Annotated in this window: 16 protein-coding genes and 1 rRNA gene; 16 read left to right on the forward strand and 1 reads right to left on the reverse strand. The window is 61.6% G+C overall.

Features of this window, described 5'->3' with window-relative positions; genetic code table 11:
- Nucleotides 1-128 precede the first annotated feature (128 nt).
- The 7 genes from rrf to metG all read left to right on the forward strand — a co-directional run bounded on the left by rrf (nt 129) and on the right by metG (nt 6,882).
- A 5S ribosomal RNA gene (gene rrf, locus H8S02_RS04935) occupies nt 129-245 on the forward strand.
- Between the two features lie 340 nt (nt 246-585).
- Nucleotides 586-1,443: a Rossmann-like and DUF2520 domain-containing protein gene (locus tag H8S02_RS04940; protein ID WP_186969578.1), complete on the forward strand. Its 858-nt coding sequence runs from the start codon at nt 586-588 to the stop codon at nt 1,441-1,443.
- Nucleotides 1,440-2,282 (forward strand): 3-methyl-2-oxobutanoate hydroxymethyltransferase, encoded by an 843-nt coding sequence (gene panB / locus H8S02_RS04945; protein WP_186969579.1) that lies wholly within the window; start codon nt 1,440-1,442, stop codon nt 2,280-2,282. Before H8S02_RS04940 ends, panB begins: the two co-directional genes overlap by 4 nt.
- 22 nt (nt 2,283-2,304) lie before the next feature.
- Nucleotides 2,305-3,162 carry a pantoate--beta-alanine ligase gene (panC, locus tag H8S02_RS04950; RefSeq protein ID WP_186969580.1) on the forward strand — a complete coding sequence of 286 codons (858 nt, stop codon included), beginning with the start codon at nt 2,305-2,307 and terminating at the stop codon, nt 3,160-3,162.
- Nucleotides 3,159-3,551 carry an aspartate 1-decarboxylase gene (gene panD / locus H8S02_RS04955; RefSeq protein WP_118684522.1) on the forward strand — a complete coding sequence of 131 codons (393 nt, stop codon included), beginning with the start codon at nt 3,159-3,161 and terminating at the stop codon, nt 3,549-3,551. The genes panC and panD overlap by 4 nt, the downstream gene beginning before the upstream one ends.
- 154 nt (nt 3,552-3,705) lie before the next feature.
- Nucleotides 3,706-4,482, forward strand: coding sequence for an IclR family transcriptional regulator (locus H8S02_RS04960; protein ID WP_118684524.1), 777 nt, complete (start codon nt 3,706-3,708; stop codon nt 4,480-4,482).
- Between the two features lie 465 nt (nt 4,483-4,947).
- The gene (metG, locus tag H8S02_RS04965) at nt 4,948-6,882 is read left to right on the forward strand and encodes a methionine--tRNA ligase (protein ID WP_186969581.1); all 1,935 of its coding nucleotides are present in this window, start codon (nt 4,948-4,950) and stop codon (nt 6,880-6,882) included.
- 58 nt (nt 6,883-6,940) lie between these two features.
- Here the strand turns inward: metG and H8S02_RS04970 are convergent, their stop codons facing one another.
- Nucleotides 6,941-7,729 (reverse strand): site-specific integrase, encoded by a 789-nt coding sequence (locus H8S02_RS04970; RefSeq protein ID WP_186969582.1) that lies wholly within the window; start codon nt 7,727-7,729, stop codon nt 6,941-6,943.
- Between the two features lie 142 nt (nt 7,730-7,871).
- Between H8S02_RS04970 and H8S02_RS04975 the strand changes: the two genes are divergently transcribed.
- The 9 genes from H8S02_RS04975 to H8S02_RS05015 all read left to right on the forward strand — a co-directional run bounded on the left by H8S02_RS04975 (nt 7,872) and on the right by H8S02_RS05015 (nt 13,074).
- Nucleotides 7,872-8,771: a stage III sporulation protein AB gene (locus tag H8S02_RS04975; RefSeq protein ID WP_186969583.1), complete on the forward strand. Its 900-nt coding sequence runs from the start codon at nt 7,872-7,874 to the stop codon at nt 8,769-8,771.
- Entirely contained in the window at nt 8,765-9,283 is a 519-nt protein-coding gene (locus tag H8S02_RS04980) for a stage III sporulation protein AB (protein ID WP_186969584.1), read from the forward strand. Before H8S02_RS04975 ends, H8S02_RS04980 begins: the two co-directional genes overlap by 7 nt.
- A 17-nt stretch (nt 9,284-9,300) precedes the next feature.
- Complete coding sequence (gene spoIIIAC / locus H8S02_RS04985; RefSeq protein WP_118684534.1) at nt 9,301-9,495, forward strand: stage III sporulation protein AC; 195 nt, start codon at nt 9,301-9,303, stop codon at nt 9,493-9,495.
- Nucleotides 9,492-9,881: a SpoIIIAC/SpoIIIAD family protein gene (locus H8S02_RS04990; protein WP_186969585.1), complete on the forward strand. Its 390-nt coding sequence runs from the start codon at nt 9,492-9,494 to the stop codon at nt 9,879-9,881. The genes spoIIIAC and H8S02_RS04990 overlap by 4 nt, the downstream gene beginning before the upstream one ends.
- A gap of 11 nt (nt 9,882-9,892) precedes the next feature.
- Nucleotides 9,893-10,984: a stage III sporulation protein AE gene (locus tag H8S02_RS04995; RefSeq protein WP_186969586.1), complete on the forward strand. Its 1,092-nt coding sequence runs from the start codon at nt 9,893-9,895 to the stop codon at nt 10,982-10,984.
- Nucleotides 10,981-11,448, forward strand: coding sequence for a hypothetical protein (locus H8S02_RS05000; RefSeq protein ID WP_118723446.1), 468 nt, complete (start codon nt 10,981-10,983; stop codon nt 11,446-11,448). Before H8S02_RS04995 ends, H8S02_RS05000 begins: the two co-directional genes overlap by 4 nt.
- On the forward strand, nt 11,445-11,969 hold the full coding sequence (locus H8S02_RS05005; RefSeq protein ID WP_186969587.1) for a hypothetical protein: 525 nt from the start codon (nt 11,445-11,447) through the stop codon (nt 11,967-11,969). Before H8S02_RS05000 ends, H8S02_RS05005 begins: the two co-directional genes overlap by 4 nt.
- A gap of 46 nt (nt 11,970-12,015) precedes the next feature.
- Nucleotides 12,016-12,543, forward strand: a complete 528-nt coding sequence (locus H8S02_RS05010) for a SpoIIIAH-like family protein (RefSeq protein ID WP_186969588.1) — start codon at nt 12,016-12,018, stop codon at nt 12,541-12,543.
- Between the two features lie 69 nt (nt 12,544-12,612).
- Nucleotides 12,613-13,074 (forward strand): Asp23/Gls24 family envelope stress response protein, encoded by a 462-nt coding sequence (locus tag H8S02_RS05015; RefSeq protein WP_186969589.1) that lies wholly within the window; start codon nt 12,613-12,615, stop codon nt 13,072-13,074.
- The last annotated feature ends 60 nt before the right edge of the window (nt 13,075-13,134 follow it).

Below are 13,134 nucleotides of genomic sequence, written 5' to 3' on the forward strand. Positions count from 1 at the left end.
GCAGTAATGTATGGAGCGGACTGATACTAATAGGCCGAGGGCTTGACCTAAAAAATTAGGTGTAACCTCGATGAAGAATAGCGATTGCGAGTAAGATTGTTCAGTTTTGAAGGTGTAAATCTTCAAAAGTAGGTGTTAATGGTGACGAGGGTACACCTGTTCCCATTCCGAACACAGTAGTTAAGCTCGTTTACGGTGACAATACTTGGCTGGCGACGGCCCGGGAAGATAACTCAACGCCTACATCATTTCAAACCGATCCGAAAGGGTCGGTTTTGTTGTTTTTAGGTGGGAGAAAAATTCCGAATGGGAGCTTTCGGATGATTCGTGTCTGCGAAGTCAAAACACAGACTGTCGGAAAAATGATAGTTTTTCGAGAGCCTCTCAATACAGGTGTATGCTGCCATCACTTTTTCCTTGCTTTTTTTCATTCATCGCAGTATAATGCGATTATCGGGCTTCGCGCCCGGCAGGCGGATGGTATTCCCTTATGGAAACTGTACCGGCACATTTTATCCCTGAAAGCCCCGTTCCATCGGGCAGCAGGATCGCATCACCCATGAAAACGAAAGGCTGGGTGATCGAATGAAAACTGGTTTTATCGGAGCAGGCAAAGTCGGCTTCTCTCTCGGCAAAATGTTTGCGGAGAGCGGACTTCCGCTGACCGGCTATTACAGCAGGCAGCGAGAGGCGGCGCAGGAGGCGGCTGCATTTACCGGAACACGCGCATACAGTGATCTCTGCGAGTTGGTGCAGGACAGTGATGCGATTTTTCTGACTGTTCCCGACAGAGCGATTACCCCGGTTTATCTCGAACTGCGGTCGTTTTCCCTTTCAGGCAAACAAATATGTCATTGCAGCGGCGCACTCTCGGCCCGGGACGCTTTTCCCGGCATCGAGGAGACAGGTGCGTTCGGTCTTTCCATCCATCCGCTTTTTCCCGTCAGCAGCAGGTACGATTCGTATCGGGAACTTGCGGATGCTTTTTTCTGTCTGGAGGGCGAAAAAAGCGCCATCCCGGCATGGAAAACGCAGCTGGAGTGCTGTGGCTGCACGGTGCAGACCATCGATGCAGCGGTCAAGCCGCTCTATCATGCGGCCTGCGCCACGGCGAGTAATCTGGTCTGCGCGCTCGTGCAGCAGAGCATCGATGAGCTGACGCGCTGCGGCTTTAGTCAGGAAGATGCGCTTCGCGCACTGACGCCGCTCATCCGCAGCAACACCGCGCGTCTGCTTGCGGTCGGCCCGACAGAGGCGCTGACCGGTCCGGTCGAACGAAACGACTGCGAAACGGTGAAAAAACATCTTGCCTGTCTCACGGAGGGAAATGAGAGGGCGCTTTACACAGCAGCTACCCGAAAACTGATCGAAATAGCGGTCGGCCGGCATCCGGAAGCGGATTACGGCGCATTGCGGGAGCTGACGGAGGAAGGACAAAAATGAAAAACACAGTAGCAACTCTCGCCGCGATGAAGCGGAACGGCGAGAAGATCTCGCAGCTGACCTGTTATGACTATTCGACCGCGAAGCTGATCGACGCGGCGGGAATCAACATGATCCTGGTCGGCGACAGCCTCGGCATGACTATGCAGGGCTACAAGGATACGCTTCCGGTAACGGTCGATGAGATGATCGTTTACGGCCGCAGCGTTGTGCGCGGCTGCAAGGAGACGTTCGTTGTGGTCGATATGCCGTTCATGAGCTATCAGATCTCGATCGAGCAGGCGATGCAGAATGCAGGCCGCATCATGAAGGAGACTGGTGCGAGCGCGGTCAAGCTTGAGGGCGGAAAAGAGGTCTGCCCTCAGATCCGCGCCATCACGGCCGCAGGCATTCCGGTCGTCGCGCATATCGGCATGACGCCGCAGTCGGTCAACGCCTTCGGCGGCTTTACCGTGCAGGGCAAGGGCGAGGCAAACGCACGCCGCGTGCTCGAGGATGCGCTCGCGGTACAGGAGGCAGGCGCTTTCGCGGTAACGCTCGAATGCGTGCCGCCGAAACTCTCCGCGCTCATCACGAAAAAGCTCGACATCATCACCATCGGTATCGGCGCTTCGCCCGAGTGCGACGCGCAGGTGCTGGTCTGGCAGGATATGCTCGGCATTTCGGACTTCAAGCCCAAATTCGCCAAGCATTTCGCCGAGGTAGGCGAGACCATGCGCGAAGCGTTCCGCGCCTATGACGGCGAGGTAAAGTCCGGTGTGTTCCCGGCGAGCGAGCACACCTTTGTCAAGAGTGACTGCACGGAGGAATTTCTGGCGTCTCTCGATGTGGAATATTAAGGCTGCTGTGGAGGTAAATACAGTGATTATTGCAGAAACGATTGCGCAGGTTCGTGCGCAGGTAAAGGAATGGAAGAAGCAGGGCCTGACGGTCGGTCTCGTGCCGACGATGGGCTACCTGCATGAGGGTCACGCGAGCCTGGTAGACAAGGCGGTTTCGATGTGCGACCGCGTTGTCGCGTCGGATTTCGTCAACCCGACCCAGTTCGGCCCGAATGAGGACCTGGAGTCCTATCCGCGCGACTTTGACCGCGACTGCGCGCTGCTCGAGGGGCACGGATGCAGCATGGTGTTCCATCCCTCGGTCGAGGAGATGTATGCGCCGGACGCTGCGACCTTTGTTGAGATACTGTCCGACATGCCGGGGCAGCTGTGCGGCAAGACCCGCCCCATCCACTTCCGCGGCGTGTGCACGGTCGTGTCCAAGCTGTTCAATATCGTCACCCCGGACAAGGCGTTTTTCGGTCAGAAGGACGCACAGCAGCTCGCTATCATCCGCCGCATGGTACGCGATATGTCCTACGGCATCGAGATCGTCGGCTGCCCGATCGTGCGTGAGGCGGACGGTCTGGCCAAGTCCTCGCGCAACACTTATCTGAGTGCGGAGGAGCGCAAGGCGGCGCTCGTGCTGTCGAAGGCGGTATTCCTCGGCGAAAAGCTCGTCCGCGAGGGCGAAACGGATGCCGACAAGCTCGTTTCCGAGATGAAGGCCTGCATCGAGGCGGAGAAGCTCGCGAAGATCGACTATGTTTCCGCCGTCGACGCGGTCACGATGGAGAGCGTACACCGCATCGACCGTCCGGTGCTCGTCGCGATGGCTGTCTACATCGGAAAGACCCGTCTGATCGATAATTTTCTGACGGAGGACTGCGCGAAATGATGCTGAACATGCTCAAGGGTAAGATTCACCGCGCGACCGTCGTGCAGGCCGAGCTGGACTACGTCGGCTCAATCACGGTCGATCAAGATCTTCTGGATGCCGCCGGCATTCTGGAATACGAAAAGGTGCAGATCGTTGACGTCAACAACGGCAGCCGCTTCGAGACGTACACCATCTCGGGCGAGCGCGGCTCGGGCATGATCTGCCTGAACGGCGCAGCGGCGCGCTGCGTCAGCACGGGCGACAAGGTCATTATCATGTGCTACGCCCAGCTGAGCGCGGAGGAGGCGAAAACGCACAAGCCGCAGGTCGTTTTTGTCGGCGAGGACAACCGCATCGAGCGCATCACGACCTACGAGAAGCACGGTCTGCTGCGCGATATGGCTTAAAAAATCGACACGATCGCCGCTGTTCCGGGTACAGGCTCCGGACGGCGGCTTTCTTTGTTATGAAAAAAACAAAGGGATTTCCTCTTGCATTTTTCACATGAAACCTGTATGATGATAAGTAGTTTTATAATACGAAACGAAGGGAGCCTGTCATATGGCCGAACATTCCCCGGTTCAGTCGCTCGACCGGGCCTTTGACCTGCTGGAGATTTTATGCCGGTCGCGCGGCGGCATGACGATCGGTGCGCTGTCTGCGGAGACCGGGCTGCACAAGTCCACCGTGCACCGTCTGCTTACGAGCATGTGCATGCGCGGCTATGTGCAGCGCGACGCGGAGACCAGCATGTACCGCGCGGGCATGCGCCTGTGCGAGATGTCGAGCTATATCGTAGATAATCTGGACGTTGTCGACCGGGCGCGCGCCGTGCTGGAGCGCCTCGGCCGCGAGACGGACGAGACCGTTCACCTCGTCATGCGGGACGAACGGGATGTTGTCTATATCCATAAGATCGACGGCGGAAACAGCGCCATCCGTATGTTTTCGCGCATCGGCATGCGCCTGCCGCTTTACTGCACGGGCGTGGGCAAGGCGATCCTTGCGACATGGCCGAGGTCGGAGGCGCGCGCGGTCTGGGAAGCGAGCGACGTTTACGCATGGACGGAGAATACGATTACCGACGAGGAAGCGTTTTTCCGCGAGATCGACAAGGTGCGCCAGCTCGGCTACGCGCTCGACAACGAGGAGAACGAGGTGGGTGTCCGCTGCATCGCGGCGGCGATACCGGACTACCGCGGCCGGGCATTTTATGCGATCTCGCTGTCCGCGCCGACCGCCCGTATGGCAGACGAGCGCATCATGCAGTTGCGCGGTCCGCTGCTGCGTGCGAGCCGCGACATCGCGCAGGCGCTCGGCGGCAGCACGGGACGCTGACGAGGGGGATGGCCTGCGCAGGGGGAGCCTGCGGACGAGGTGCATCCTGTGAAGCCGGAATACAGCCCGAATATTGACATTGCGGCGCGGCTGTTGTAAAATAGTATCACCATATTGCAAACGCGATGAAGGGGAAAGTACGCAGCGAGGTACGGCAAAGCGAGTTTCGGACGGTGGGAGCGAAACGCGGAGGGCGCGGCAGAAAATGGCCCCGGAGCGCCGCACCGAACCGTTCGGCAAGGCTGCGGCGGCGCTGTCCTGCCGTTATCGGGGCGAAGGGTAAGTTTTTACCTGCTGAGGCGCACGTTCGCGAGGACGGCGCAAAACAAGGTGGTAACACGGAAGCGTGCGGCTCCCGTCCTTGAATGGCCTGGATGCCATTGGAGGGCGGGAGCTTTCTGATGCAGTCTGACACAGGATAAGGAAATCACGCAAAACGTTATCAATAAAGGAGAGTATCAACCAATGGAGAAGAAACCGTATTATATCTCGACGGCGATCGCATACACCTCTGCGAAGCCGCACATCGGCAACACCTATGAGATCGTGCTGGCCGACGCGATCGCGCGCTACAAGCGCATGACCGGCTATGATGTCTACTTCCAGACCGGCACCGACGAGCACGGCCAGAAGATTCAGGAGAAGGCAGAGGCTGCCGGCATCACGCCGCAGCAGCATGTCGACAAGGTCGCGGGCGAGGTCAAGGCGATCTGGGATCTGATGAACACCACTTACGATAAGTTCATCCGCACCACCGACCCGATGCACGAGAAGAAGGTGCAGAAGATCTTCAAGAAGCTGCACGATCAGGGCGATATCTACAAGGGCGCGTACAAGGGCAAGTACTGCAAGCCGTGCGAGTCCTTCTGGACCGAGAGCCAGCTCAAGGACGGCTGCTGCCCGGACTGCGGCCGCCCGTGCGTGGACGCCGAGGAGGAAGCATACTTCTTCCGTATGAGCAAGTACGCCGACCGCCTGATGAAGCACATCGAGGAGCATCCGGAGTTCATCCAGCCGGAGAGCCGCAAGAACGAGATGGTCAACAACTTCCTGAAGCCCGGTCTTCAGGACCTGTGCGTTTCCCGTACCTCGTTCTCCTGGGGCATCCCGGTCGATTTTGACCCGGGTCACGTTGTCTACGTCTGGCTCGACGCGCTGACCAACTATATCACCTTCTGCGGCTACGACCCGGACGGCAATCACGACGAGCACTACAAGAAATTCTGGCCGGCGGACGTTCATCTGATCGGCAAGGACATCATTCGTTTCCACACCATCTACTGGCCGATCTTCCTCATGGCGCTCGGCGAGCCGCTCCCGAAGCAGGTATTCGGTCATCCGTGGCTGCTCGTCGGCGACGGCAAGATGTCCAAGTCGCTCGGCAACGTGATCTACGCGGACGATCTGGTCCGCCTGTTTGGCGTTGACGCAGTCCGCTACTACGTGCTGCATGAGATGCCGTTCGCGAACGACGGCGTGCTCTCCTACGAGCTGCTCTGCGAGCGCATCAACTCCGATCTCGCGAATGTTCTGGGCAACCTCGTCAACCGCACTATTGCCATGACCAAGAAGTATTTCGGCGGCATCGTTCCGGCGCCGACCGCACCGGAAGCGCTCGACGATGAGCTCAAGGCGGTTGCCCTCGGCCTGCCGGCGGCTGTCGAGAAGAAGATGGACACCCTGCACGTTGCGGACGCGATCGACGAGGTATTCGCGCTCCTGCGCCGCTCCAACAAGTATATCGACGAGACCATGCCGTGGGCGCTCGCAAAGGACGAGAGCAAAAAGGAGCGTCTCGGCACGGTCATGTACAACCTGCTCGAGGCCATCCGCTTTGCAGCCGTTGAGCTGAAGCCCTACCTGCCGGACACCGCAGACAAGATCTTCGCACAGCTCGGCATCGAGAACAAGGGCGTTGAGAGCCTTGCCTCCTTCGACGGCATGCAGGCCGGTCAGCCGGTCGGCGAAGCGTCCATCCTGTTCGAGCGTATCGACATCCCGAAGAAGCTGGCAGAGATCGAGGAGGAGAAGAAGGCAGCCGAGGCAGAGCAGAAGCCGGCTGTCGAGTTCCTGCCGGATATCCCGTTTGACGATTTCTGCAAGGTCGACATGACGGTATGCAAGGTCCTTGCCTGCGAGAACGTCAAGAAGAGCAGCAAGCTCCTCAAGTTCCAGCTGGATGACGGCTCGGGTACGCCGCGCCAGATCCTCTCCGGCATCGCAAAGTATTACAAGCCGGAGGAGCTTGTCGGCAAGACGGTCGTCGCCGTCACCAACCTGCCGCCGCGCAAGATGATGGGGCAGGAGTCCAATGGCATGCTGCTGTCCGCAGAAAAGGACGAGAAGCTGAATCTGCTGATGCTGGACGATAAGATTCCGGCGGGCGCGAAGCTCTGCTAAAGACTGTCGCGAAACCGCGTAAACGCAAGAGCGCAGACATTTTGTCTGCGCTCTTTTCTTATGCGTTCCATCCAGCCTTCTCCTGCTCAGAACGCAGGAGCTTTTCGTATTCCTCGCGTGCGAGCGTCGAAATATTGTGCAGGATACGCTCCTGCGTCTGCAAATACAGCTTGCGCAGACAGCGCGGCGTGCATTTGCCTGCCTCGACCTGCGCATCGTGCGCAAGCGACTGAATGAGGGCGGTGACGGTCGTGCGGCCGACCGGCGTGCCGCGCCGCGTGATGAAGATCGGTCCCGACAGAATGCCCTCGCGCCCGGCAAAGTCCAGAAGCTCTTCCTTCAGACAGCCGCACAGCTGCATATCATATTCCGGCAGACCGCCGGCCTGCGCGGCGCTTACCGTGACCGCATCGAGCAGATGCACGGGAAGTCCGGTCGTGCCGAGCAGCTTGACAAGCAGGTAGGCGCGTTCCTTTTCGAGGATGCGCGCGGTTTGGAGCAGACGCAGATATTCCTCGCGCGTCAGCTCGGGCTGCTCGGTCTCGGGCAGGGGTGCGGGCATGACCTGCCAGCCGCGCCGTCCGCAGAAGGCGAGCAGGCTGTTCGCGGCGGAGACCGCGCTGTTGATGGTGCTCGGACAGTAGCCCTGCTCGCGCAGCGCCTCGGGCCATCGGCGCATCGCGTCATGGCTCAGCCTGCGTCCGGGCAGAAAGCCGCACAGCTTGCCAAGGCTGTTGCGGTAGCATTTCAGCGTTTCCTCGGTGCGGCCGCGGCTTTGCAGATCGGTCAGAAAGGTTTCGGTCAGGGTATCGTCGAGCAGAATGACGTCCTCAGAGACAGCTGTCATTATGTGCACGCTCCTTTGTGTTAATTCGGATTATGTGAGCTCATTATAGCGCAGGGACGGGCGCGAAAACGGTCGAATGGCGGCGGCGGACAGCAGTGTTTTTCCGGACGAGCCGCTCATAGAATGGAGCAGGTGATGAAACATGGGAAACAGACAGGATGGGGTATGGATGCAGGCGATCGCGTGCCTGCCGGAGGAGCGCGCCGCGGCGCTCAGCAGGGTTGCGGAGCAGGAACGGATCGAGGAGCTGCGGCTGCGCTGCGGCGAAGCGCCAAGCGTGCGCATCGGCGGGGCGGAGCGCCCGCTGTCGCTCGCGCCGGTGACGGCGGACGAGCTGCGCGAAACCGTCAGCCGCGCGGCGCGGTACTCGGTACACAGCTATGCAGAGAGCATGCGGCAGGGTTTTCTGCCGCTCGAGGGCGGCCACAGACTCGGTCTGTGCGGCACAGCGGTCTCAGAGAACGGCAGCGTCACGGGCGTGCGGCGGATTTCCTCGCTCAATCTGCGCGTAGCGCGGCAGATCGACGCGCTGGATGATATTCTTGCACCGTATATCGGGGAGGGTGCGCCGTTTTCGCTTCTCGTGCTCGCACCGCCCGGCTGCGGCAAGACGACGCTCGTGCGCGAGTGGGTGCGGCTCGTTTCGGACGCCGGGCACACCACAGCTGTTGCGGACGAGCGCGGCGAGATCGCAGGCCTTGCCGAGGGCGTGCCGCAGTTCCGTATCGGGCGCTGTACGGACATCCTGGAGGGATGCACGAAAAAGCAGGCGGCGCTCATGCTGCTGAGGACCATGTCTCCGGCGCTTGTCGCGATGGACGAGATCACCTCGCCCGAGGACATCGAGGCGGTCGCGCTCTGCGCCCACTGCGGCACGGCGGTGCTCGCCGCCGCGCATGCAGCCGGGCCCAGCGACCTGCGGCGCAGACCGCTCTACCGGCGGCTGCTGTCGCTCGGCGTGTTCGAGCGGGTGCTGACGATCGAGCAGAAGGACGGGAAACGAAGCTATCGAATGGAGAAAACGGAGGGAACGACATGCTGAAACTGATCGGCTCGGTGATGATCTTCGGCTCGTGCGCCGCACTCGGACTGAACGCGCGGCGTGAGCTGCGGCGCAGAGTCGCGGCGGCGGACGCCATGCTGCTCGCGCTGCGGCTGATGGAGAACGAAATCACCGCGCGCCGCACGCCCATGCCCGAGATCATCGACCTGCTCGCGAAGAACGAGAACGCGGTCGTCCGGCAGATCTTTTCCGGCGTGCGCCGCCGGATGCGTGAGCGCAGCGGACTGTCGCTCAGCTATCTTTGGTGTGCAGGCATGCGCGCGGCGCAGACGGACGCCGGTCTCGGCCGGGAGGAGTGCGGCGTGCTGTGCGATGCTGCGAATTTCCTCGGACGGTATGACGCTTCCGAGCAGAAGGCCGCCATCGACACGGCGCTGCATCGTTTGCAGATGCTGCGCGAGCTGGCTTTTGCCGAGCTGCGCGACCGGGGCAGCCTGTACCGCACCTGCGGCATCGCGGCCGGTCTGCTCGTTATTCTGGTGCTAGTCTGAAGCGGAGGGGGAAAACGATGGACGTTGATTTGATCTTCCGCATCGCGGCGGTCGGCATCCTCGTCGCGGTGCTGGGGCAGCTGCTGACGCGGTCGGGGCGGGACGAGCAGGCGCTCATGACGACGCTCGCGGGCCTGATCGTGGTACTTATGCTGATCGTCGAGCAGATCAGCCGGCTGTTCAGCATGATGAAGAGCGTGTTCGGGTTTTGAGCGGCGTCGGACTGCTCGCGGGCATCGTCGTGCTCACGCTCGTGCTGTCGCTCACGCTCAAAAAGGACGCGCCCGTCATCGCGTTCCTGCTCGTGCTCGCAGCCGGAGTCGTTCTGCTGCTTCGGCTCGGCGAGGCGGCGCAGAGCACGATGCAGCGCTTTTCCGCGCTGCTCGCACGGGGCAATCTCGACGCAGAGCTGTACGGGCCGGTGCTGCGCGTCGTCGGCATCGCGGTTCTCGTGCGCATCCTCGCGGCGCTCTGCCGCGATGCAGGCCAGTCCGCGCTTGCGGCGAAGGTGGAGCTTGCCGGGACGGTGCTCGCATTCGGCGCGGCGCTGCCCCTGCTCGAACAGGTGCTGACCTTTCTCACAGAATGGACGGTATGATGAAAAAACGGATGAAAATTCTGGCGGCGGTTTTGCTGCTGCCGCTTGCTCTGTGCCTGTCCGCCGGGGCGGCGGAGGCGGACGCGCAGCGCGGGCAGGACGAGGCGGCGCTGCGGAGCGCGGTGACGGGCGAGGCGCAGCCGTATCTTGCGGGCACGGACGGGCAGGACGTTGCAGGCTCGTTCGCACGGCTGCTCCGAAACGCCGTGCCGGACGCGAAAAGCGCGTGGGCGAAGGCGGCCGGCAGTCTCGGCGCGGCGGCCGGCATCGTTATCCTGACGGCGGCGGCGCGCGGCTTTTCCGAGGCGGCAGGGGGCGCGGCGAACGATGCGGTCGACATGGCCGGGGCGCTCGGAATCTCCGCTGTGCTGCTCCGGGACTTTTCGGGCGTGCTGTCGCTCTGCCGGTCGGCGCTCGACGGCATCAGTGTGTTTTCCGCGACGCTCCAGCCGGTCCTCGCGGCGGCGCTCTCGATGGGCGGCAGCGCCGTGACCGCCACGACGCTTCAGGTCGCCTCCATGTTCGCCTTTGACCTCGTCCTTCGATTGATCGAAGGCCTGCTCGTGCCTGCGGTGTGCGTATATCTCGCGGTCACGGTCGTGGATGCGGCCGCCGGGAACGGCGTGCTGCGCGGGCTTGCAGAGGGCATCGGCAGCCTGTCGGCCGGAGCGCTCAAGCTCATACTTACGCTGTTCACCGCATATCTTGCCGTAGCGGGTGGCGTTTCGGGGAACGTGGACCGCGTTGCGCTCAAAACGGCGAAGTTCGCGGTCTCGGGCGCGGTCCCGGTGGTCGGCGGCGTCATGTCGGACGCGGCGGAGACCGTTCTGTCGGGTGCGGAGCTGCTGCGCGGCTCGGTCGGCGTTTTCGGCATGATATGCGTCACGGCGATCTGTCTCGCGCCCTTTGTCCGCGCCGGGGCGTGCTATCTGTGCTTCAAGGCAGGCGCGGCCCTGCTCTCGCCCCTGTGTTCGGACAGCCTCAGGCGTCTGCTCTCGGGCATCGGCACGGGGTTCGGTCTGCTGCTCGGCATGCTGAGCGCCGCCTGCACCATTCTGTATCTGGAACTTGTTTATGCTGTTGCGATGGTGAAACCGTTATGAATGAACTGCTGCATACCATTCTGCTGCGCGTGACGCTTGCCGGGGCGGCGTCCGCAGCGGCACTGCGCATGGCCGGGAGCGGCGCGATGCGCGAGACAGTGCGTCTCGCGGCCGGTCTGCTCATGCTCGCGGCTCTTTTACAGCCGCTCGGCAGTCTGCGCTCTGCCGGGTGGAGCGTGTCCGCCGCACCGGACACGCAGGCGATACGCGAGACCAACATGCAGACCGCGATGAGCGCGGTCGCGTCGAGCATCGCAAAGGCGCTCGAGAGCCGCGCCGCCGCCGAGGGCTACGACTGCCGCTTTACGGTCACGATGGCGACCGACGAGAGCGGTATTTTACAGGTAGACCGCGTGACCGTGCACTGCGGTGCGGACGATATTGCGCATCTCAGGGAGATACAGGAGCTTGTGACGAGCGAATGCGGCGTCCCGGCGGAGCGGCAGGAGGTGATCGCACGATGAATACGGAAAAACTGCACGAGCTTTGCGCGCGGCTGCGGCCGCTCGCGAAAAAATACCGCGCGGCACTCATTGTCCTGCTCGCGGGCGTGCTGCTGCTCGTGTCGGGCGGCCGGGAGGAAAAAACGGACGCCGCGCAGACGCAGACCGGCGCGGACAGCTTTTCGCTGAGCGATTTCGAGTCGCAGCTCTGCCGCCGCCTGTCTGCGATCGACGGCGCAGGCCGGGTCGAGCTGATGCTCTCGCTCGAGCAGACCGGGGAGGCGGTGTATGCGGTCAACACGAGAGAGACCGGCGGCGCGGCCTCGAGCCGGGAGAGCGATGTCGCGGTCATTTCCTCGTCGGGCTACGGCGAGACCCCCGTGACGGTCAAAAATGTCCTGCCGACGTTCCGCGGCGCGATCGTGCTGTGCGACGGGGCGGAGAACGCCGCGGTCCGGCTCGCCGTAACGCAGGCTGTCGAGACGGTGTGCGGTCTGACGAGCGACCGCATCACGGTTCTGAAACGCGCCTCCGGCGCATAGAACGGTCATATGGAAATCTTTCACCGCATCGAGGAGGGCGAGCGTGATGAAAAAAATCAAGAAACGAGGCGCGGTCTACGGCGTGGTCGCACTGCTGCTGTGCACGGCGGCGTATCTCAACTGGAGCTATGTTGAGCCGCCGGCGGATCTGCTCCAGACCGACGGGAGCAGTGCGGACAGCGCTTCTGCTGCATCGGACGACAGCGCGGCGGCGGGAGAGGATTATTTCGCATCCTCGCGTCTGACGAGAGAAAAGGCGCGCGACGAGGCGGTGAGCACACTGAAGGAGCTGTCCGAGAGCGCGGATGCGGACGAGACCGCGAAGGAGGATGCCGCCTCGCAGATCTCCGCGCTGGCCGCGGCTTCCGTGCAGGAGGCGAACATCGAGAGCCTCATCCGCGCAAAGGGCTATGCGGATGCGGTCGTCATGCTCTCGGACGGCTCGGCGAACATCGTGGTCTCGCCGCCGGAGGGCGGCCTGCAGGCGGACGATGTGACGAAGATACGCGATATCGTGGTCTCTGAGACCGGCATGAGCGCCGGACAGATCAAAATCGTCGAGGCCGGCAGCTGACAGCCTCATATTTTCCCTTTTCATTTTGCGCCCGATGTGATATACTCTTGCTAAAGGAGAGTGAGCACTATGGCGGATCATAAGGAATACTGGTCGACCGAGAGCGATCAGGGTTCTATTCGCATTTCTGAGGACGTTGTTGCCTCTATCGCGGCGCTTGCAGCCTCGGAGACCGACGGCGTGAGCGGTCTTTATTCCAGCGTAACGCGCGACATTGTCAGCTTTCTGAGCAAGAAAAACCTGTCCAAGGGCGTGCGCGTCGAGCTGGGCGAGGAGGACACCGTAAAGGTCGAGATCAGCTTTCTCGCGCTGTTCGGTCATAACATCTGCGAGGTCGCAAAGCAGGTGCAGGACAACGTCAAGAGCCAGATCGAGTCGATGACCGGCCTGAATGTGGTCGAGATCAATGTACACGTCGGCGGCGTGACCTTCGCGCCTGCGGCAGAGGAAAAGGCCGCAGAGCCGGAGGAAAAGCCGGCGCAGACCGCAGAAAAGCCTGCCGGGGAGCAGGAAGAAAACGCGGCCGAGTAAATCCGGAAAAATGTGCGGTGAGCGTCGGTCTCGCCGCACATTTTTTATGCCCGGTACGCC

The organism is Agathobaculum hominis (assembly GCF_014288055.1).
In the GTDB taxonomy this organism is placed as follows: Bacteria; Bacillota; Clostridia; order Oscillospirales; family Butyricicoccaceae; genus Agathobaculum; species Agathobaculum hominis.